The sequence below is a fragment of the Nonomuraea sp. MTCD27 genome, assembly GCF_041950495.1.
Lineage (GTDB): Bacteria > Actinomycetota > Actinomycetes > Streptosporangiales > Streptosporangiaceae > Nonomuraea.
Window position 1 is genome coordinate 1 of record NZ_JBGNUW010000037.1, and the last position, 22,507, is coordinate 22,507.

11 protein-coding genes are annotated in these 22,507 nt (G+C 66.3%); 2 read left to right on the forward strand and 9 right to left on the reverse strand.

Annotation, left to right across the window (positions count from 1 at the left end; all coding sequences use genetic code 11):
* Window positions 1-1,166: 1,166 nt before the first annotated feature.
* From ACBJ59_RS57810 to ACBJ59_RS57835, 6 genes are all read right to left on the reverse strand, one after another.
* On the reverse strand, window positions 1,167-1,649 hold the full coding sequence (locus tag ACBJ59_RS57810) for an SMI1/KNR4 family protein (protein ID WP_375118506.1): 483 nt from the start codon (window positions 1,647-1,649) through the stop codon (window positions 1,167-1,169).
* A 212-nt stretch (window positions 1,650-1,861) separates the two neighbouring features.
* Window positions 1,862-2,941 (reverse strand): polymorphic toxin-type HINT domain-containing protein, encoded by a 1,080-nt coding sequence (locus ACBJ59_RS57815; RefSeq protein WP_375118507.1) that lies wholly within the window; start codon window positions 2,939-2,941, stop codon window positions 1,862-1,864.
* A complete protein-coding gene (locus tag ACBJ59_RS57820) occupies window positions 2,938-9,450 on the reverse strand; it encodes a DNRLRE domain-containing protein (protein WP_375118508.1) in 6,513 nt (2,170 codons plus the stop codon). The genes ACBJ59_RS57815 and ACBJ59_RS57820 overlap by 4 nt, the downstream gene beginning before the upstream one ends.
* 30 nt (window positions 9,451-9,480) lie before the next feature.
* Window positions 9,481-10,752, reverse strand: coding sequence for a DNRLRE domain-containing protein (locus tag ACBJ59_RS57825; RefSeq protein ID WP_375118509.1), 1,272 nt, complete (start codon window positions 10,750-10,752; stop codon window positions 9,481-9,483).
* Window positions 10,753-11,292: 540 nt separating this feature from the next.
* A complete protein-coding gene (locus ACBJ59_RS57830) occupies window positions 11,293-11,613 on the reverse strand; it encodes a hypothetical protein (protein WP_375118510.1) in 321 nt (106 codons plus the stop codon).
* Between the two features lie 849 nt (window positions 11,614-12,462).
* Window positions 12,463-16,419, reverse strand: a complete 3,957-nt coding sequence (locus ACBJ59_RS57835; RefSeq protein WP_375118511.1) for a hypothetical protein — start codon at window positions 16,417-16,419, stop codon at window positions 12,463-12,465.
* 74 nt (window positions 16,420-16,493) lie between these two features.
* Here ACBJ59_RS57835 and ACBJ59_RS57840 point away from each other — a divergent pair, with 74 nt between their 5' ends.
* The gene (locus ACBJ59_RS57840; RefSeq protein WP_375118512.1) at window positions 16,494-17,846 is read left to right on the forward strand and encodes an esterase/lipase family protein; all 1,353 of its coding nucleotides are present in this window, start codon (window positions 16,494-16,496) and stop codon (window positions 17,844-17,846) included.
* Window positions 17,847-18,724: 878 nt separating this feature from the next.
* A complete protein-coding gene (locus tag ACBJ59_RS57845) occupies window positions 18,725-19,105 on the forward strand; it encodes a hypothetical protein (RefSeq protein ID WP_375118513.1) in 381 nt (126 codons plus the stop codon).
* Window positions 19,106-19,247: 142 nt separating this feature from the next.
* On the opposite strand, the gene ACBJ59_RS57850 is transcribed toward ACBJ59_RS57845, so the two are convergent.
* From ACBJ59_RS57850 to ACBJ59_RS57860, 3 genes are all read right to left on the reverse strand, one after another.
* A complete protein-coding gene (locus ACBJ59_RS57850; protein WP_375118514.1) occupies window positions 19,248-19,904 on the reverse strand; it encodes a hypothetical protein in 657 nt (218 codons plus the stop codon).
* A complete protein-coding gene (locus ACBJ59_RS57855; protein WP_375118515.1) occupies window positions 19,891-20,172 on the reverse strand; it encodes a hypothetical protein in 282 nt (93 codons plus the stop codon). The genes ACBJ59_RS57850 and ACBJ59_RS57855 overlap by 14 nt, the downstream gene beginning before the upstream one ends.
* A gap of 145 nt (window positions 20,173-20,317) precedes the next feature.
* A complete protein-coding gene (locus tag ACBJ59_RS57860; RefSeq protein WP_375118516.1) occupies window positions 20,318-22,462 on the reverse strand; it encodes a hypothetical protein in 2,145 nt (714 codons plus the stop codon).
* Window positions 22,463-22,507 lie beyond the last annotated feature (45 nt).

A 22,507-nucleotide genomic window follows, 5' to 3' on the forward strand; every position in this document is an offset into this window, starting at 1 on the left:
GCCGCCCATCCGAGCGCCTCGGGCGGCACACTACGGCACACCGAGCGAACGAACAGGATGATCAGGCGGAAACCTCCGCCACACCGAACCCATTACTCAGGACGATCAAGGCGTGAGTCATCGAGGTCAAGGCGTGAGTCATCGAGGCCAGGTGCGCCCCAAGGAAAGGATGGCAGCCAAATTTCTCCAGGCTTCGGCACTGAACTGCGATCTCCAAAGCAACGCACGGCGCCGCCATGTGGAGGCCGGGTAGGGGGCACGGGGGAACAACTCCCGGCCGGTCACCGGACCCCCGATCATCGCGATCAATAACAACACATTGCCGGAATAGGCGGCATGACGTGCCGGCGAGGTGAACGGAGCAGGCTGGTAGCTATCATGGCCCGTGTCCATAGGGGACTCGAGAGCTCCGTGGAAGATGGTGAGCAGAAGGCCCCGGAGCGATCGGCGTTGATCATCGGTGAACTGCCCGGCGAGTAAGGTGAGAAATTCGACGATCTGCCCACGGGTTGGTCAAGGGCGCGAAGGACAACAGCGCCCGGACGAAACCTTCGTCAATGGAATGCCTGCTGTGCGCCGCGGGCGCGGCGGCCAGGTCGGCCAGCTCGCGGAGGGTCAGCCTGGCGACGAGGAACTCGGCCGAACGTCGCGTGCAGGAACTCACAGGCGGTGAGGCGCGTCCCTGCGACTCCTTGGTGATGTCGATGCCGGTCCAGCACCCGGCCGCGGTGGGCGTAGGCACACGACCCCTCTCCGGCCCTGCACGCGTTCCTCCAGGTCAACCCTCGATTTCGGGCCCACGTGTGACTACCAACTGCAGAACCCGGGTGAAGTGCGGTGACTCGCCTGGCCTCAGCGGCGGCGGAGGCGACACCGTAGACGAGGACGTGACCGTGCGCTTCGACACTACGTCCCTATCCTGAACCGCCATGAACAACGCCAGAAAATCCGCGCCCTCGGCGCCGCCCTGCACCCATGACAAGCGACCCATCCCTATCCCGACCAGCAGAAAGGCCCGACCCGCCGGCCCGTCAGGGAAACCAAGGGTCAAATCCGGCAATCCAGCCGAGCCCTCGGCATGCCTGAAGGCAAAATTAGCCCCACCAGCAAAATCAACTCACCGCCGACGGCCATCGCTCAAGATCCTTAAAGACCCGGTTGGATGCTCAATCCGTGTCATCGCCGTATGTTCGACACGAAATAAGGCCGCGTATGAATTCCGCGAATGAACTCGCGAGGCGTCTCGGCACTCTGTCTTCATCGACGTACGATACGGAAGGCGCACCCAGTGGTCCGCATTCAGAATAATCAAGCATCACCGTGTCGTGCCCGGCGGATGGTGTCAACCCGAAGACGACGCCGATCTCGGGATATTGCCATTCAGCGATCATGCTGGGCGACATGACATCCACTCCACTTGTACCTCCGATCCCCCAGATCACATCGACGCACACATGGTCCGGCGCCCACGACGTAGCAAACTCGGTGGGGAAACAACGGTTCCGCAGTACGCCGCCATTCTGCACCAGCATCAGATCGACATAGCTCTTCGGTAGTCGAACTTGAAGCACATCCTCGGCCCGTCGAATCATTTCGGCATCCACCGGCGGGCCAACATACTCAGATTCATAAGCGTCGTCGAAGATCACGAATCCAGATTCCGCTCTAGACGAGAGGATGCGATTACCCGTCAATAATCATAGGCGATCAGCGATCGGTTAATCGGCACGTTGGTCATACCATTGTATCAGATCAGATCACTTCGGCCATTACGTGCGGCCAGGAGGGCCTCGTTGACTCTACGCGCACAAACGATCAACGAGCCCCTCCTTTGCGCACTCTACACTTCGGACTTACTCGTCTAGCATATTGCAAACCCGCCGGTATGTCCGGTTTTGCTGTGAACCGACATATCGACTAGCTGCATCACTCCGCAATTTTGATGATGATTCCAGGTCCACCTTCCCCTTCGATATGCCGCCGTAATACCGGCCGCCTTGTCTGCTGCCGCGAAATCCTTCTTCCTGTCACCGGTCAAGGTGATGAAGACATCTGGTGTGTGCGGGTCTCTCCAGGCGCTGAAATCCGGGAATCCTTGGGCGTCAAACGGCACCCCGGTGACCGGGTGATTCTTGCCAGCGAGATGAGCATTGATCGGCCCAACGGGCTGTCCGCCTGCAGCACACGGACATGCCGTGGTATGGCCATTTACGGAGCCCCCGCAGTTGTGCACGAGCACGGACGCTTCGCCTGCGAACACATGGTACGTGTGGATGTCTGCGACCGTCAGGTTGTGAACGCGTTGCCGTGCAGTCCACTGCTTGATCGCCTCCACCTGGACCAGGGAGCCGGCGGAGGTGCGCAACCACATGCCGGGCGCGAGCTTCTCGGCGTCGACCCACTTGCGCAGCCCCGGTGCCCAGAAGGGGTGGTTATCGGTCGCTATGATGACGCCGGTGTCACGGCCCCGCTTTCCGTCGGTGTCGATGGTGACTTGCACCAGGTTCTTTTCGCCGTCGCCCACGATGAGGTCGACGACCTGCTTGGCTTCCGTCTTGCCGGTTTCTGGATCGGTAGCGAGAACTTCATCACCGATCTCAATGTCTTCGATCCGCTTGCGGGTGCCGTCGGCCATGAGCACTTCGGTATCGGGCGTGAAGCTGTTCTTGCAACGTATCAGTTTGCCGATGAATTTTCCGGAGTCGCCGGCAATGGGCACCATGCCGGCCAGGGCCCATGCTGCTTCCTCGGTATTGCCCTCATTCATGGCCTTGAGCGCGAGCAGGATGTCGGCCGGGGTGCCGACGACAGGCAGATAGCTGAGGGCTTCGAGCTCCTTCGCGCCAGGAGGCCGCCCGTTTCTCGTGTCCCCGTCCAGAGCTATTCCGGCGCGAGATGCCTCCCACTCATCGATTTGGCCGTCCTTGTTGTCGTCCTTCATCGCGGGGTTGTATTCCGGGTGGGCGTTAGTGACGGGAATCGTCTTGCCAGCGGAGCCCGGGTTACATTCGACGCTGGCGTTGTCCCAGCAATCAGACGGCTTGTACTCAGGGTTGTGCCACGGACGCGGCTCGTGACCGTCGTGTTCAATGTTGGTGATGGGGTTGCCGCCGGTAAAGGCGTAGCGGTTGCTGGTCCAGGGGTCGAGGGAGAGGGAGAGGTCCTCAAGGGCGCCGTTGTAGGAATCGAGGTTGAGGAAGCGGTTAAGGTTCGGGTTGTAGTCGCGGAACCCATGTCATACATGCCGGTGGAGTTGTCCCAGCGCTTGCTGTTGAAGCGGTAGGGGTTGTACTCCTCCTTGGCGGTGGGGTCAGCGGGGTCGGGTTTGTCGACGCCGGTGAAGAGTTTGTCGTCGTTACGGCCGTAGGCGGTGTAGCCGTAGGTGGCGCGGGTGTCGCCGTTCTCCTGGGTGATCTGCTCGACGTCGGAGTGCGGGTTGTAGCCGTAGTACGACGACTCTTCTGAACTGTCGGCGTTGACCTTCACCTGGGACAGCCGCTGGCCCCACGGGCTGTACTGGAAGGACTTGGTGAGCTTGCCGGCCACTTCCTCGTCCAGCACCTCGGCGGACAGTCCGAGGTAGGAGAAGGTGGTGGTCTTGGCGCTCGCGGTGCCTTCCTTCTCGGTCTTGGACGTCGTGCGGTCCAGTGGGTCGTAGGTGTACTTGGTGACCGTGCTGGTGGCGCCGTCGCCGCCGAGTTTCTCGTGCCGGGTGACGTGGTCGAAGCCGTCGTAGGTGTACTTCTCCAACGTCTTGCCGGCGGACTGGATGGTGCGCAACCGGCCGTAGGGGTCGTAGGTGAAGGTGGAAGCCTGCCCGTTGGAGACCGACGTCATCAGGCGGTTGCGGTCGTAGGTGAAGGTGGTCGTCTTGCCGAGGACCTCCTCCTCCCACACGTTGCTGTTGGCGTCGTGCCGGTAGATCTCGTTCTCGACCGGGCCGCCGCCGACCGGGGTCTTCACCGTCTTGGCTATGCGGTCGCGGGGGTCGTAGGTGTAGGCGTAGTCGTGTTCCAGGTAGGCGCCGGGGTTCTCGGCGTTCTGGATCTTGGCATGGTCGCTGGCGCGGTGCAGGTTGCCCTGGTACCCGATGGTGTGCTCGGCAACGACCGTGCTGTTCGGCTTCTTCTCCAGGCTGTGGCGCAGGACGCCGGACAGGAAGTAGTCGTAGGTGACGGTGTTGCCGTTGGCCTTGGTCTCGGTCGCGCGTTCACCACGTGAGGTGTAGGTGTAGGTGGTCGTCTTCGGTGCCGGATCGGTGGCCGACTTCTTGTTGACGACCTCGTTGACCAGGTCACGGACGTCGTAGCCGTAGGTGGCGACGGTCTTGTCGTGGGTGCGCTCCACCACGGCGCTGTTCTCGTTGTACTGGTAGCCGGTGGTGTTCTTCAGCGCGCCGTCAAGGTACTCCTTGATCTGTTCGATCTGGTTGAGGTTGGTGTAGGCGACGTCCCAGACGTCGATCTTGGCGGTCGGTGACCGGTCCTCGATCTTGGTGACGTTGGCGTTGACGTCGTAGGTGTAGGTGAAGTCCTTTTTCTCGGTGTCGGTCTGGCCGCTGTTGTCGCGAACCAGCTTGACCGCGTCGGCCGCGACGGTGCCGTTGGCCTCGTCGGTCAGGGTGATGGTGTGGCCGATGCCGGCGGTGAAGGCGTAGGTGCCGAGGTCGACCCAGGTGCCCGCCTGATGGGTCTGGTCGAGGGTGACGGTCGCTTCGCCGCCCCGGTGCTTGACCTTGTATTTGGCGTTGGTGGCCGTCGCGCCGGTCGGGTAGCGGACCTGCACCTTGTACGTGCCGTCTGAGGGTGTGGTGAGGTTCCAGGTGAAGGCGGACTGGCCGGTACCGGCGGGAGCGGTGGCGTAGTCGTAGCCGACGAAGCCTTCCACCACGGTCTGCGGGCCGACGATGTTCGAGGAGCTCCCGCTGCCGGCGAGGGTCCAGGTGCCGGTGGTGACGGTCTGACCGGTGTCGGAGTTGTCGGACAGGACCACGTCCAGACCGAGAGGGACGCCGTCGTCGGAGTGGGTCTTGAGCTTGCCGTCGGGGTAGTACGACCAGTCCAGCGCCCGCTGGGAGGAGCCGCCCGCCGAAGTGACGGTGCGGTTGGTCTGCAGGCCGAGCTCGTTGTACTGGTAGGTGGTCTTGATGTCCCACGGGTCGGTGGTGGTCTTGGACCAGCCGTTGTCCCAGTAGGTCATCTTCGAGACGTTGCGGATGGTCTGCCCGTGGGAGGGCGGGTGGGAGATCTCCTTCAGCCGGGAGACCGCGTCGTAGGCGTAGAAGACGCTGTCGGGCTTGTTGTAGACCGGGTCGTCGGGGTCGTACGGGTAGATCTCCTCGATCGGCCGGTTCAGCTCGTCGTAGCGGGTTTCGGAGACGAAGTCGGCCGGATCGTCCGGGGTTTCCACGCCGCGCGGGGTGATGACCTTGGCCCGGTTGCCGACCTGGTCGTAGGCGAACTCGGTGACGACATGCTTGACGCCGTCGGCCGTGTCGGCGTGCGGGACGCTGATGCGGATGACCTCGTCGCGCTCGTTGTAGTCGGTGCGGGTGATGTTGTCGTCCTGGTCCTCCTGCTCGATGACGCGGCCGTCGAGGTCGTAGCGGACCTCGGTGACGAAGCCGGCGGCGTCGGTGGCCGTGCGGACGCGGTGGTTGAGGTCGTAGGTGTAGAGCGCGGTGCGGTCGGCGGTGTCGGGGGTGGCGTTCTTGCGCGGGTCGATGACTTTGACGGTGTTGCCGACGTTGTCGTACTCGTAGGTGATCTTGTTTTGGCGGTTGTTGTTGGCGACGTCGGTGGCGAGGACGTCGGTCAGCTGGTTGATCTCGTCGTACTCGTAGGTGGTGGTGTACTCGGCAGGGTTCGCGCCGGGCAGGTGGCCCTTGGGCTCGGTCTGGGTCTTCAGGTTGCCGGCCGGGTCCCAGGTGAAGGTGGCCTTGCGCTCGTCCCCGCCGGGGATGTCCTTGGGCAGGAAGGAGCTGAGCAACTGGTCGGCGTAGTCGTAGACGGCGGTGGAGACGGCCCCGTTGGGAGCGGTCATCTCGACCACGTTGTCGTTGCGGTCGTAGACCGGCGCCGGGGTGACGATCAACACCGGCGGGGAGGCGTCCTGGTCCTTGGGGACCTTCGACTCCAGCGGGCGTTTGAACAGGTCGTAGGTCTGCGTGGTGGTCTTGCCGAGGGCGTCGGTGACCGACAGCACGTTGCCGCGTACGTCGTAGGCGGTGGTGGTGACGTTGTTCTTGGCGTCGGTGATCTTCTCGGGGTAGCCGGTCGGGTGGTAGTCGCCGAACGTGGTGGTGTTGCCCCGGGCGTCCACGGACGTCTGCAGCTGACCGAGATCGTCGTAGGTGTAGCGGGTGGTGTAGTCGTCCGGGTCGGCGCTCAGCACGCCGAGCGGATCGGTGACGGCCGTCAGGTTGCCGCGCTCGTCGTAGCCGAACTGCCAGGTGTGGTGCTTGGGGTTGGTGCCGGCTTCCGGCCGGTTGCCCATCGGGCTGGTCTTGGACACCAGGTCGGCGACGAATCCCTTGAAGTTGTCCGGCCCCTCATAGTGAAGCGTGGTGGGGGCGATGCCGCCGTTGTCGTTGGCCTCGGCATCGGTGATCTTCAGCGGGTAGCCGGTCTTCTGGTCGTACTCCCATGTGGTGAGCGCGCCGTTGGCCTCTTTCAGCGAGATGACGTTGTGGTCGCCGTCCCAATCGAGATCGGTGAGTTCGTCCTTGGCGTTGGTGATCACGTCAGGGCGGCCGAGGGCGTCCAGCACGTAGTTCGCCGGGTGGCCGCGCGGGTCGGTCACCGTGGCGTATATCACGCCTTGCTGCGGGCCGTCCGGGTCGACGTAGGCGAAGCCGGTCGGCCCGTTCAGCCGGTCGGTGAGGGTCTGGACCTTCCACAGGTTCTTGGGGTCTTCGACCGCGTCGTAGTAGTCCAGCCTGGTGGCATACTTGTCCGGCTGCGGCGTGTCCTCGGCGTTGGAGCGGGGGTCGAGGACCCTGACGAGTTTGACGTTCTTGTTGCCCTGGGTGGCGTCGTACTCGAAGCCGAACGTTTTCGCCTCGTCGTCACCGGCCCCGTCGATCATGCGGGCCATCAGGCCCTTGTCGGTGTAGGCGAAGGTGACCTTGCGGCCGGCGATGTCGGTGATCGACTCGACGGTGTCGATGATGTGCGGGTTGGTCAGCTTCGTATCGTTGACTGGCTGCCAGGTGGTGTCGTTGATGTAGGTGTAGTCCTGGCCCTTGACGTGGTAGTCGAAGCTCAGTGTCCTGCGGCCGGCGGCGTCGGTGATGTACTGCAGGAACTTGGTCGGCTTGTTGTTGGAGTGGCGCCGTTCGTAGGTGAACGACATGGTGTTGCCGTTCTTGTCGACGATCGCAGACTGGAAGCCCTCATCATCGAAGAAGAACTGGGTGCGGTCGGGCTTGGTGAACACCCATTGGCGGGCCGGATCACGGGAGAAGGCGTCGGGCTGGTCGGGGGATTCGGCGACGCGCTGCAGGTACAGGTGCACACCGCGTGGGTGTATGTAGTCGCAGGTGTTGGGCCGGCACATGCTGGTGGGCAGCCCATGGGTGTCCAGTAACCAGACGTGGGTGGTGCCGTCCCCGTCGGTGAGCCGGATCTGGTCCGGCCACATCTTGCCGGGTGGGTGGAACTGCAGTTGGGAGCCGAGCTTGGCCAGCGTCGAGGTCTGCAGGGACCAGCCGTAGCCGAGCGATGCCGCCGACGTGTCCAGGCTGTTGTAGGTCATCCGGGCGAACGTCTGCACGCCCCGTGAGGGGTTGGAGAAGGCGTTGTAGCCCCACACCACGTTGCCGGCGTACAGGTTCGTCAGCGCGGTGCCGCCCGCTCCGGTGTTCTTGCCGGTGTAGGCGTAGAACTTCTCCAGACCGAGCAGGTCGCTGGTGGGTGAGTCGACGCGGATCTGCTGCGGCAACTGTGGCAGGTGGTGGGTGGCCGACTTCCAGTTGTTGGTGGTCGTGTCCTGGACGTCCCACACCAGCTGGGCGCCCTCGGCCAGGTTGCCGACCGACGCCGGAGCCTTGACCTGGGCGTCCACCGTGACGGCGTCTCCCGGTTCCAGGTCGTACGGCAGATCGGTCCTGAGCTGGGTTTCGGGAGTGGAGACGTCGGTGCCGTCAGGCAGCTTCCAGTGGTAGGACAGCTTGGTGGTCGCGGCGGGCCAGGTTTCGGTGGTGGTGTTCTTCACCATCACCGAGACGACTGCGCTCTCGCCGACGTCGAGGCGGTCCGGAGTATCCGGGGCGTAGAACGACGTCACCGCGGCCGGTTCGGCATAGGTAACGGCCAGCTTGGGCCGCAGCAGCGGCTCACCGGTCTCGTCGGCCAGGAACTGGGCCGACTGCTTGGCGGTGCCGGCTTCGTTGCCGACCTTGACCAGCAGACCGTGGCCCGCGGACGGGGTGGCGGTCCAGCTCTTGGCCGCGTCGGTGACGTTCCACTGCCGCCAGCCGGCGGTGTCGGTCAGGGTGGTGACGGTGTCCAGCGGGGTGGCGGTGAAGTCGCCGCCGGGCGTCGTCCAGGGGGTGTTCCAGGTCGCGGCCTCGTCGAAGGCCTTGGTGAGGGTGTGCGCGGTGAAGGAGGCGCCGGTGCCGGTGGCGGTGGCCTGCCACAGCGATAGGCGGGCGTCGGCGATCTGCGCGTCGGCCGGGATCTGGCCGGTGTAGTCGTCGAACCTCACCACCGTACGGGTGTTGCCGAGCGTGGTGGCGGTGTTACCGACCTGCAGCCGCTGCTGCTGGCCCACCACATCGTGCCCGGCGCCGGGTTCGCCCGAGGCCAGCGTGGTGTCCGCCGAGGCATACAGGGTTCGGGTGACGTAGCCGGGCTTGGGCAGGAACACCCGCACATGCTGGGAGGGCACCACCTTGCCGTTCTTCAGCACCGCCTCCACCCAGTAGTCGGCTCTGTGGGTGTAGCCCGGATCGGCGGCGGCGTCCGGCTCCGCGCCACTGCTGGTATCCACGTAGGAGGTGACATCCGGCGGCAGCGTCACCACCAGATCGTCGTAGTCCCCGTCGCTGTTGTTGGAGCTGCGGTCACAGGCCGACGGGCACTGGTGGCGCAGCCGGTACTCCACCAGGTCATCGGAGGCGTCGTCCGGAGTGGGATCAGCGTAGGCACTCCACGACAACGATGCGCCCACCGAGGTGGCCAGCGTGGGCTGGTGCAACGTCACCGACGGCTCGCCGAAGGTCACCAGCAGCCGCGGGTGCGCGGCCGGATCAACGGTGAGCGGGTTGACGCCGGTGAAGTCGTCCATCGCGTGGTAGGACACCCCGCCCACCGGGGCGGTCCTGGCCTCGTTGACCACCTTGATCAGGACGCCGGCGATCGGCACGGAGCCGGTGGAGTACCAGGAATTGGCCATCGCGGTCACGTCGAAGGAGTGCCAGCGTGACAACTCCCCGACGTTGCGCGTCACCGTGGATGCCGCGGTCGCGGCGAAGGACGGCTAGCTGTTCCAGCTCACCCCCTGCAGGTCCCACACCCAGGACTCGTCGGTGATCTCGTGCGCCGCCAGCGTCACGGCCGCCGTCTCGCCCAAGGACTGGTCGAAGTACATCTCCAGCTTGGCTTGGTCGATGTGGGTGCCGAACGGCAGAATGTCCGGATCCGCAACAGTGCCGAAGTACAGCAGCGCCCGGTTCAACCCAGCCGCCGTCTTACCGACCGGCAGCTTCCAGGAGTCGGCATAGTTGGCCGTCGCTGAGGCGTTACTGATGTAGGTGTCGTAGACGTCGGCCCGCCAATCGTTGATCTTGATGGTGGGGTCGATCAGCACTGGGTACTTGCGTTCCGGTGCAGCCAGCCAGGCCGCGTCCGGCTTGAGCGTGACCGTGGTCTCCGCGCCCTGCTGCCCGGCAAGTTCCTGCGTGATGGCGCCTGTCCTTCGGCCGTACGGCGAGGCGGCGTCCGGCTCGGAGTCGATCATGTACGGGCGGGGAATGGTGAACACCGCGTCACTGTCGTCACCGGTAAAGGTGATCGACCCGTCGCGGTTCTGCCCGGCGTTCAGTCCGCCGCCGGTCTTGACGGTGAACGCGAACGTGGTGCCCGCGGCCGGCGGCTTGGTCAGCCGGATGTGCTCGCTCACGCCGGAGGCAGTGACGGTGTAGATCAGGTCCGCGCCGTCCCAGACCTGCGGGTAGGTGACCGTCGAGCCGTCTACCTGCGGGGTGATCTGCCGGCTGTCCCCGGCCAGGCCGAGCGTGACGTGCCGCTTGCCGGCGGTGATCCGGACCAGCTTGTCGGTCCTGTCGCCGAACCGAGTCTCGAAGCCGGTCTTGTCGTTGCCGTGCACGAACCCGTCGTCCTCGGCGGCGCCGACCGTGGTGTCGATGGGCTGCCAGGCGCCTTCCCCGTCCTGGTAGTACACCGGGCGGGTGGAGATCTCCGCCTGCGAGCGGCCGTCGTCCAGCTCGTACACGGTGCCGAACCGCCACCGCTTGCCAGTGAGTTCCTTGATCCGCTTACCCGGCGGATCGGCCTGCCTGGATGCGACCGGGTTGGTGTCACGTCCCGGCAACGTGATCTTTTGGCCGGACAGGCGTACCTCGCCCTTCGGCTCTTCGGCGAACCAGCCGGTCACCTGGGCGGCCAGCCAGCTCGACACACGGGAGACGAGGCTTGGCTCCGGCGCGATCTGGGTGCCGGTCCGCGCGGCGGCGGGCGGCGCGGGGGTCATCGTGATCAGGAGGGTGGCGGCCACCACTACGCTGATCAACCTGCGTAACCGTGTGTGATGACGAGATCGGACCGGTCGGGGTCGGTCGAGAGGTAATTGCGACACGGGCACACTCCACGAAGCATGCGGCCACAAGGACCGCAGATAAGGAGGACGTAAAGCCCTCGGAGCAAAACACCCGCATCACGCCACATATCCGGACATTTGGTCAAGAGTTACGGAACGTGGCTTACCTCATTTTGCGAACACACTGTTGAATCCTCCGCTAGGAGGGGCTCCCGCTGCGGAGATCCACCACACGAAGACCGCCTGATTGGCTCCGGCCAGATATTACGCGCAGTGAAAGCCCCTGGTCGTGATCAACACCGCCGACCACTGCTGCGCCTCGATTCCCAGCCAACTCACAGCAACCGCAGACTCGACGCCCTTGGGCGTCTCCCATCTCATTCACCTGCGAAAACGTCACCCGTCGGACCTTCTCTGTCAACAGCTCTTGACCACCGTCAGCATCCGTGTCTAGATCGATAAGGCCGCCCCGCCGCACCCCTCTGGAGGACCCTCGCATGGCCGCAGCGACTCTCAGGCCACGATGACCCGGCCGGACCACCCGACCACACAGCACCCATCCCGCCGGAGACAGGCGTTACGGATCTCCACTGTCCTGGCCGGGCTCCTCAACATCACCCTCGCCGCTCTGCTGGCCGGCATCCCGTCCAGCTCCCCCACCCTCGACGAACTGCCCACCCCCGACAACCACGCCGCCGCCCCACCACCCGCCGTCGCCGTCCCCGTCCAGCTCACCGCCTCCCCCAGCAGGAGCACGGCGCGAACGCGTCGCCCCGCCACCGCCCCGACGATCACGCCGAACCACCAGCGCGGCAACCAGCGCCCAACGGCCACCCCCAGCCCTCAGCGCCCCACCCGGCCCGCCGTCATCCGCACGGCACCAGTCAGGGCGACGTCGCCGACCGCCGCACCAACCGCATCCCACCGCCCGGCGCCGGCAACGTCCAGCCCCGCCGAGGCTGAAGAGACACCGGAGTCGCCGCCGTCCAGCACACCGGAACTGGAAACGGCAGCCCAGCACACCCCACCCGGACAGACCCGAGAACCACCGGGACAGGCAGCCCAGGAGCAGAGGGCGGAGAGAAGCGAGGACACGCACGCCCCACCCGGCCAAGCCAAGCGGGCCGATGGGTAGCAGGCGACTGCCTTCCGTTCTGCCGCGTCGCCGCGCACTGCTCGGCTCTTACATGGACAGGGGAGAGTTTGGTTGTGGGTCTGACGGCAGGGCTCCTCGCAATTCGGGTCGAGCGGTCAACCTTCAGCAATCACGCTGGTCAACTCATCATGCGATGTGGCCCAGGCTGCCGATGAGTGCCGTCGTTGACACAAGCAGCCGGATGACGGCAAGGCGTTGTGCGGAATCGACGACATGAACAAGGTGACCGTGTCCTCCTGGCCCACCACCGACCTGACCTCGCAGTACTTCTGAGCCGCAAGATCGCTCCCCCCCGGACCCGGGCTATGCACGAACGCAGGTCCGAATCCTGCCGGGGCACTCACCTAGATAGGCATTTCAGGCAACTGACCTGCGGTTTCTCACCGCAGGTCTTTACTTTGTGGACCTTGATAGGCAGCCGACAGTGCCCGCACGCAGTCGTAAGACCGGTGGCCTGGAGCAGTCTCACCTCCAGGCCACCCTGCGCCGCACATCCAGTGGATACACACAGTCCGTTGCTGCGATGTTCAGGCGAGACTGAAGGTGCTTACACCTGTGCTGGTGCCTACCGTAAGAGTAGATCCGTGGATATCCACACTCGTGATCACACAGGGCATCGGTAGCTGCGTGATCATGCTCCCGCTCAGCTCCCACACGCGCAGATTCGTGTCGCTGCCGCCGGTGACGACGACGGGCGTACCGTCACTCGTGTGACCGAACGCCACGCCCCAGACCGGGCCTTCGTGTCCGGTGAAGGTGTGGCGGAGGGAGCCGGTCGTGGCATCCCACACACGAGCGGTGCCGTCTCGGCTTGCGCTCGCGATCAGCATCGTTCCGTCCGCTGCTCTCCAGGTCGTCACCGCTTCTATCCATCCGCTGTGGCCAGCGAGGGTGGTGCGATGCCTACCCGTCACGGCATCCCAAATACGAACCGTTCGGTCGCGGCTCGCACTGACGAGGATGGCCGTACCGTCGGCCAGCGTGGCCGCGGCGACCTCGTTCACCTCGTCCTGATGTCCTACGAGGGTCGCCCGAGGGGCGCCGCTCGACGCGCCCCAGGTGCGGACCGTGCGGTCGCCGCCCGCGCTGGCCACGATGGTGCCGCCGTCGGGCAGGGCTGCGACGGTCACTCCCCACACTCTGCCCTCGTGTCCGGGCAGAACAGTTCGCGGCCGGCCGGTGTCTGTGTCCCAAAGACGCACGGTCCCGTCCTCGCCACCGCTGGCGATGACGGCGGTGCCGTCCGGCAGGGCTCCCTGAGCCACTCCCCAGACCCTGCCCTCATGACCAGTCAGGACGGAGACCAGTCGGCCGGTGTCCGTGTCCCGGAGGCATACGGTTCCGTCGTCGCCACCGCTGGCGACAACCTTCGGGCCCGCCGCCACCACCAGGGGATTGTGACGCGGCGCCGGCGTCTCCACGGTTCTCATCGAGGCGTCCCAGACGCGTACCGTCCGATCGTCGCCGCCGCTGACGATCATGGTGTCGCCATAAGGCGATCTGCCTGCCGCGACGGAGCGTACGACGTGGTCGTGGCCCGTGAGGGTGGCGCGCAGAGCCCTGGTCTCGACGTCCCATACCCGCACTGTTCCGTTTGTGCCCGCCGCGACAACAATGCGAGCGCCGTCCGGCAAGGTGGCCGGGATCGCCGTCGTCAGGCCCGTGCCCTCGGGAATCGTGTAGACGGTCGCGCCGTGGACTGTCGAGACCTCGAAGTCACCTTCGGCGGTTGTCTTGTAGCCGGCCGCGCAGGGCTGCGGCATCTTACGGACGGTGCCGCCGGTGACGTTCCAGGCCTGTCCCCATCGGCTGCCCGCGCAGATGACCTCGTCGTCCTTGATCTCGATGTGCCGGATGGGCCGCTTGAACGTCATGCTGAAGCCGAGCGGAACGCCCGTCGTCGCCTCCCACAGCTTCACCTGCGTGTGGTCGCTGGACGCGATGAAAGGCGTTCCGTCGTCCAGAGCCCCGACCGCGACCGCCGTGACCCTGTGGTCGTGGGCGGCGAGCGTGGTACGAGGGATACCGGTGGCCGCGTCCCAGACACGCACCGCTCCGCCCTGGTCACCGCTGACGACGATGGTGTCGCCGCCGGGCAGCTCACCGGCCCCCACCGCGGTCACCGGCGCGTCGTGACCGGTCAGCGTACGGTGGAACGGGGTGGGTGCCACCCGCGTCCACCGAGCCATCAGCACAGCTCCCACCGGTGGCGGGAAGATGTCTGGTACCAGGTCGGGCTCATGATCCAGGGCTGTCAGGTGCAGGACGGCGGCACGTTGCGCGGGATCCCGCAGCCGGTGTGCCGCCCGCCAGAACACGCGGGTCTGCGGGTAGGAGGCGGGGTCGACCTTGCCGAGCACCTCCAGCAGCCGCAGCGGATCCGCGTATGCGAGGTAACCCGGCTCACGGGTCAGATCTCCGAGCCGACCCGCCGCGGCGGCATGTGAGGACAGGTGACGCAGGAGGTACGGGTTGGCGGAGGCCCAGTGGCGTAGCCGGGGGTCTGCCGGCAGAGTGTCGCGAAGCGTCTGGGTGATGACCCGCTGGATGCGGACGGCGCTCTCGTCCCGTTCACGGAAATAGTCGGCGAAAGCCTGGTGGTACAGCCGGAAGACAGTCTGTCCATCCTCGCTCGACTGGCTGACGTACTGTCCGGCCACGTCGAGCAGCCAGTCCACGTCCGTCACCTCGTAGGTCGCCCCGGTTGGTGACATCGCGCCGGCCATCGCCGTCCAGACCGGATGGCGAGGCAGGCCCGCGCCCTCTGCCCAGGCCAGGGGCGTGAGCAGTTCCCGTACCCTCACCTCCTGGTCACCGAACCGGGCCAGGTCCGCTTCGAAGACGTCTCGTACCGCCCCGCTGAGCAGGCGGTCGGCCTCTTCGCCGGCGAGCCGCAGCGGCCGCTCCATGCGGAGCAGCACTCCTGTCACGATCCGCGCGAACAGAAAGATCTTGCCGCTGGCCGCGGCGACAGCCGTCGCAGCCGCCCGCGCTGTCTCCGCATCGCCCCTGTAGGGAGGGGTGGGAGCACCCATGAGTCGCCGGGTCACGTAGGTGTGAATGTCCTGCTCCACGTCCGGGTCCTCGTCCACCACCCAGACGTGGCGGCTCACGGGGGCCAGCAGGTCGATGAGAGGGCGTCGACCGTCGGCCGGTCCGGTCGTGCGGGTGCCGACCAGCACCCGCAGGTTCGGCACCTGCGCCAGAGGCAGGATGAGGTCGCTGGCGATGGCGAGCACCGCATCGGGGCGGGCCTCGTCGAGTGCGTCGATGATGATCCGCAGGGGGCGGTTCAGGCTTCGGATCGCCTGGATGAGCTCGTGGCTGGTCTGCTGGCCGCCTTGCGGAGCGGGTAGGTCGAGCCCCGTGGCGAGAAGTTCACGACATTCGGCGAGGGACTTGTTCTTCGCGTGCAGCGCGACGTCGATCAGCCCTTCAACGGGCACAGTGCCGGGCTCAGAGCCGTCCAGCGCGCCCTCCTCCTCCGCAAGGCGGCGGTAGTGGGGATCGGAGAGCGTGGCGATCCGGCCGAGGATCGCGGACTTGCCCGTCCCGGGAGAGCCGGTGAGCACGCTCAGGCCGCTCGGCCGGCCCTGGCCGAGCCAGGACACCACCTCGCCGAGCAGTCTCGTCCTGCCGATGAAGTACCAGCCCGTCTCATCCACTTCGATGCTTCGCGCGGCCCGTCGGAAATGGTCGCGCAGCCCGCTGGCGAGGATGCGTCTCTGGCGGTCTCGCTGGGTGAGGGCGTCCGCGGGCGGTAGACCTGGGATCGCCTTAGGGTTGGGGAACATGGGCTCCGGATACCCGTACGCGCGGTAAACCGGGCGCGGCGATTGCAGGCCGAGTTCCTCGACCGCCCGGAGCACTTCGTGCGCGTAGACGTGGAGGCTGCCGGCGTCCCAGCCACGTCCCGTGCCCCCTTCCTTGAGCACTCGTACGAACCGCTCCGCGAAATGGCCGTCCTGAATGCGCTCGAAAGGTCCGCAGGCCGCGATGACCTCGACGGCGGCGCGTACTTCTGGGGCCTGCTGCTCAAACGTGTCTTCGAGTTTGCGGTTGAGCTGGGCGGACGTGGCTCCGGCGTAGCAGGCGTCCACGACGACCAGGGCGTGCGCGAAGCGCCACTGCGCCATGACCGACGCGAGTGTTGATGCGGTCATGGCATCCAACCCGGTGAAGTTCTTCGCGGGCGAGTCCTGGGCCAGCAGATAGTCGCCAGTGGCCTCGCGTGTCCCGTGCCCGGCCCAGTAGAGGATCAGCGACCGTCCGCGTCCGGGAGCCGATCCCGTCAGAGCTCCGCTGACCTCGCGAAAGGTGCCGCCATGCGAGAGTTCGGGAAGCTCGTGGGTGAAGCCGCATGCGGTGAAGGCGTCCCGCAACTCGGGCACGGCCGTTTTCACGAACTCGAGATCCTCATGATGGTCGTACACCGCCATGCCCACGATGACGAACGTCGTCTCGCCCGGGGGAACCTCCGCCATACCGGCTCCGTTGATCAGAATCCCAACTCCGTCGCGTTTTCCACTGACATGATGTCCTACGGAGGACGAGCCATATGTCTGATCGGGTCGACGACCTCGTGGTCGTGCTGCCGGGCATCCTCGGCAGCGTGCTGGAGCGCGACGGAGCCCCGGTGTGGAACCACTCCCTGGCGGCCCTGCGCCACGTGCTTCCACCGCACCGTCTCGCCGCCACGCTTCAGATCGATGAGCCGCTGCGGCCCGCCCGGCTGATCAACGGTGTGCACCTCATGCCCGGTCTATGGAAAATCGACGGGTACGGCGGCCTGCTGCGTTATCTGCGCGGTTCACTGGACTTCAGCCGGGGCAACCTTGTCGAGTTCCCCTACGACTGGCGGCTGTCATGCGCCGACAATGCCGTCCAGCTGAAGGAAACGGTCGAGCGGGAGCTCACACGATGGCGGGAAACCGTCCCAGAGGCCCGGGTCAGCTACCTCTGCCATTCCATGGGCGGTCTCATCGCCCGATACCACCTGGAAGTGCTGGGCGGCAGGAGCACCGCTCGGCGACTGGTCACCATCGGGACGCCGCACCAAGGGGCCGCCAAGGCCGCCGTCGCACTCAGCCTGGGTCTGGCACCTCAGGCGAGGGCCCGACTGGGGAGGTTCGGCGAGTTCCTCGACCGACTCGGCGAAGTGATGAGCGAGTTTCCCTCAGTGCACGAGCTCTTGCCGACGTACCGATGCGTTGACACCGGTGACGGGCTTCGTACCCTCTCGGACGTGGGACTGCCTGGAATCGGCAAGCACGCCGTGCGCCACAGCGTCGACTTTCACCGGAGGATTTCCGAGGCGATCCAGCACCATGATCCTCGCCCCTATACAACACATCTGTTCGGCGGTCACCTGCACAAGACCGTGCTGAGCGTACGACACGACGCCGCCGGAGTCGCCCCCCTGACGACGTGGAACGGCGAATCGCCGCGAGGCGACGGCACGGTGCCGCGTTTCGCCGCAGTACCGCCGGAGGAAACCGACGACCTCGCCGTGCGGTACTCCGGCGATCGGCACGCCGTCCTGGCCAGCGCCGTTCCCACCCACCATGCCTTGCACGCGATTCTCACCGCTCGTCCTGTTCGTGCCTATCAAGCACCCGAACACGTGCTCGCGCTGGATCTGCCGGATCTGGTCGCTGTGGGTGAGAAGGCCGAGATCGAGGTGGAAGCCGAAGATGATCGCCTTGTTCTGGGCGTATTCGGCGTTCACGACGAGTCGGGTGAGAGCTGGCACGGCCCCGGACTTCGTCCTCTCGGGGACGGACGCTACCGGGCCGGTGTCATCCTGCCTCGTACTGGCGTATGGCGCGTGACGGTCAAGAGTTTGACCCAGGTACCGGTCGAACCTGTCAGTGATGTGGTTGCGGTTGTTGACCCTGCGGTTGAATGGTGAGGACTGCCTGTCGGCAATAGTCGAGACTACGCCGGTTTCAGCGCACCAACCATGGAATCACACCCGCATCTGAGGAGCGGGACCGCTTTGCGCGGCGCCCGCCGCGAGTACCGCGTCCACCAGGCCAAACACCCGTCAAGCGCTGGACGATGGGAGGTCCTTGCTAAGGCGCCGATTCACGCCGAGCATCAACCACATATGCCCCATTAGTAGAAATACCGGACTCTGTTCGGCTCGAGCTCTCCTAAAGCGGGTGCCGCAGTCATTAGGTTCGAATCCTGCCGGGGGCACTCACCTAGATCGGCATTTTCAGCCCCTGACCTGCGGTTTCTCAGCCGCAGGTCTTTTGCTTGCTGACCCTGATAGGCAGCCGACGGTGCCCGCATGCAGCCGTAAGACCATGATCAGGGGATATACGCGGGATGATCTTGATGACGTTTCCCCAGCTCAGGTCCTAATTCTCCGCCATCCCGGGCGCCGGCACCCGCCACGACCGCACGGATATTAGACGAACGCCACGGGTGATCGTGCCAAATACGTGCGTAACCCCCACTGGAGGTGCACGCTCACCTGCCAAGTACGCGTCCCCGCTCCGTGGACAGCCGTGGCCACCAGAGCCCAGCAAGCTGCGACCAGCCCATATGAGAGCCACTGCGTCACTCCTCCGGGGTGAACACCGGCGCCCCTTCCTCATTGCAGGGACTTCCCCGCGATCTCGACGCCGCCCTGGCAGGTCTGGCTCTCCCTTCAATTCCGGCTCAGTAGAAGGGCCCGTCAACCGGGTCATTCATCTTGAAGCCGATGACAGGCGGGGCCATACGGCCTGTCGGTAGATATCGGCTGGCTGGTGCCGTGATGAACCTGGACAATCGCCTATCGTGATGGGGATCTCCGGCTTCGAACCGACCTTTCTCGTCGGACTTGAAGCCGTCCGCGAGGAACATGGACCAGGCCTGGCCGCGCTTGGTGGTCGGCGTCTGACGGGGTTCGCGCTCGTGCGTTTCGTCGAGGACGGGGACTGGTTCGCTGACTGCCCCGTCGTCTTGCACTTCGACGGCATCCAGGCGGAGATCTGCCACTGGAAGTTCGATGAGCTGTCGATCGGCTGGAACACCATCGACACAACGGCCGCGATCAGCGGCTGGGAGTACCTTCAGCAGACGCCCGCGTGGTCCGACAGCGCCTCGATCCGTTCGTTGACCAGGAACTCCGCGAGGTCGCCCTGCTCGAGTGGCGGCCATCATCACGTCATGACCTGACGGACGGCACCCTCGCCGTGGAGTTCGTCTTCGAAACCGGTCGTTTCCACATCGCCAACGCTCTTGATGAGAACACCATCGATGTCGGCGAAGCCCATCCAGATTTCGTGCGACACCGGCTGGGCCGGTGCACACAGCCCAACTAGTACTCGAGTCCTCTCTGGGCGTAGACGGCGCTCTCTTCGTCGGTGACTCGTGCCGCGTGTTCCAGCAGCGAGCGATCCATAAAGTGCACCCGCTTGGCAGCGGCCGCGGCGAAAGCCACGATCAGCCGATTCTCATTGCCCAGCCTGGCCAGGATGTCGACGCGATCGAAAGAGTCCCACCGCTGCCCGGCCAGCCACAGGGTCGGCGCCCGGAGTCTGTCGTCCGTCAGGGCCGCCGCTCCGGCCTCCAGCTCAGAAGGACCGGTCGCAGCGAGAAAGTGCAGCGCCTTCCAACGTACGGCCGGGGACGCGTCGACCACCTTGCCGATCGCCGCCGCGACAGCGGCGCCATCTTCGACGGTGGCCCAGGCGGTCAGCGAGTCGAGCGCCCAGAACCGCACGTCGTCCACCGGATGGTCGAGCAGGGCGACGACGAGGTCCCGTAGCGCGATCCCGGCCCTGCCCTGCTCGGCGAGCAGCCAGGCGCCTGCCCGCACCGCGTCCGAGTTCGCGCTGGTCAGAAGCCTGGCAAGGTTCGCGATCGGATATCCCTTGCCCAGCTCCTGCAGCAGGTATGACGTGGCCTTGTCCCGCGCCCGGGCACTCGTCTCGTCATCAAGAATCTTTTCGATCAGCCTGTCACCGGGGAGCATGCCCAACCCAGGTTCCGCTCAGCTTCTTCTCGATCTGACGGAGCAACCGCTCCTCCTGGTGGATTCTCCTGCGACGGGCCGGGTCCTCGCCCATCTGAATGGACGCTTCCTGTCTCTTGATGCTCTTGCGCAGGTCGTCCGCCAGGTTCTGGAGGACCTCCGTCGTCCAGCGGTCCGGAACCCGGCTGGGCAGATCCCGGATTCCGGGATTATGGATCTTGCCCGTGGCATCGAGACCGGGCGGCGGGACGCCGCACCACTCGGACATGATGTCGTTTGTGGACGGGAACGCCGGCGCCGGCGACGATCACATTGTAGGTGTGGACGTCCGCGACCGTGAGGTTGAAGGTCACAGGCTGGCACACGGCAGGCGCATCGGCATGGGCGGACGCATGGGCGGCCACCGGGGCGGGTCAGCTCATGGCGTCGAGGGCTTCCCGGCAGCGGTGGAGCAGTTTCTCGTCATCGACGATCTGCGCGCTACCGTATCCGTCGTCGGACGCATTGTGCCTGCGCGCCCGCCCCAGCTCGGCTTCCAGGAGCGGCCGGGCCCCCACCGCGGCCCGCCCGAGTTCCGCGCAAAGCTCGGCCGCCTCCGTCCGGGTGTGCCTGTTGAGCTCCCACACGCGCGCCACCACCGGCAGCGCCACCTCGGGGTCGCCGGTCAGCCGATACAGGGCGCGGGCGGCCGCCAGCGGGACCCAGCCGTATTGGTCCTTGCGCTTGGCCAGCCGCCGCAGCAGGGCGATCCTGGCCTGCGCGGCCCGTTCCCGCTCCGCCATCGCAGGGGCCAGGTCGCCGAGGAGGTCCACCGCTGCCCGGATGGCGTACTTGTCGTCCCCGCCGAGGTAACGGTCCACGACGGCGACGGCCGCGCCCACGTCCCCTGTAACCAGCCACAACGCCTTCGCCGCCCGGATGGCCGGGCCTCGCTCGGGCGAGGCCGCGGTCTCCCGCAGAATCGGCGCGCACGCGGAGGCCCCAGGCCCGATCGCCGCGACCGCCGCCAGTAAGCCCTCGGTGACCGGCTGGCCGAGCAGGTCGGGCAGGGCCTCGGCGGCCCCTGGCCCGATCCTGGACAGCGCCCAGGAGATGCTCTTGTGGCGATGATCGTGCGGCTCATCGGCAGGCAAGTCGCGCAGGCGGCGGCGCAGCAGCGGCAGCAGGGGCGCGGCCCGCGGCCCGAACCCGCCCACGAGCTGGGCCACGTCCCTGGGCATGCGCTCGCGCTCCAGCGCCCAGGCCAGCATCGGCAGCGCGCGATCGTCCCCCGTGCGGCTCAGCGCTTGCAACGCCGGGCTCACCGTCGGCTGGTCGCCAGGCCATTCGATCACCCACGGCAGCTCCGCGTCTTCCAGCCGCGTATGGTCCGCCACGCGCCTCTCCGTGGCGGCCAGGACCTCCGCCAGGGCGTCCGCGGCGGGCTCCGCCAGCTCGCCCAGATCATCCAGTACGCCGACCGCCCTCGACATCACGACGGCGCCCGGCCGCCCTCTTCCGCGCCCGTCGAGTACGCGTTCGCCGAGGACGGAGACGAGCCCGGCGTAGTCGCCGCGCCAGTTCGCGAACAGGACGTGCGCGGGACCCATGGCGTCCACCTGGCACTCCCAGTCGGGTGAGCGCAGCAGGGCCGTCAGGAGGCGTACGCGATCGTCCACGCGGTCGCCCAAGCCTTTGGACACGGCATGCACGAGCTCGCCCGCCCGTGGCGCGAGCCGGCCCACGTCGCGTTCCTCACGTGCCCGCCGCAGCGCGCCGATCAGGGTCGGGGTCTCGAAGTCCGCGGGCGGGGAGACCGGGGGCGTACCGGTCTCGTAGAGGGCGGTGAGTAGTTCGAGCGCCTCGCCGACCTCAACCGTCGGACCGCCGCCCAGCGAGGCCAGCTCCGCCAGCGCCACCAGCCTGACCTGCGGATCCGCCTCCGTCGCCAAGACCCGCCCCAGCCAGTCGCGTACGCCCTCCGCGCCGCCCTGTACGTCCTCCGCACCGCCCTCAACGCCACCCGCCGCACCGCCCTGGCGGCGGCCCAGCGCGGCCACGGTCCGCACGATGGCCTCCCGCACGCTCGGGTCGCCCTCGCTCCCCAGGCGGCCGGTCAGGCTCGTCACCGCGGCCCGCGCCCCGTCAACGCAGGCGGCCAGGAGCCCGGCCACGGCCTCGCGCACCTTCGGGTCGGGGTCGCCGAGCAGGCGCTCCCACAGCGGGAACGCGGCGATCACGGCCCTATTGGCCTTCTTGTACGGCCCGCTCAGCTCGGTGGGGCCCTCGGCCGAGGCGATGCTCGCCAGCAGCTCCACCACCTCCGCCCGGCCCGGCAGATCGGGGGCCGCTGCGATGCGAAGGAGGAAGGGGATCGCCGCCAGGGTGCACGGGTAGACGTCGCCCTGGTGGTGCACGGCGCCGTACATGCCGTCCAGGGCCGTCTCGCGTACGGCGGGGTCAGGGTCGGCCAGGCCGCGAAGCAATTCCGGAACCTCCGCTGCGGAACCGTAGGCGTGACGCATACGGCGCCACCGGACGTCGCCCAGCCCGGCGAACGGGTCCAGTTCATTTGACATGGCGAAGATCCTGCCGCAGCCCACCGACATTCCGGCGGACGGTCC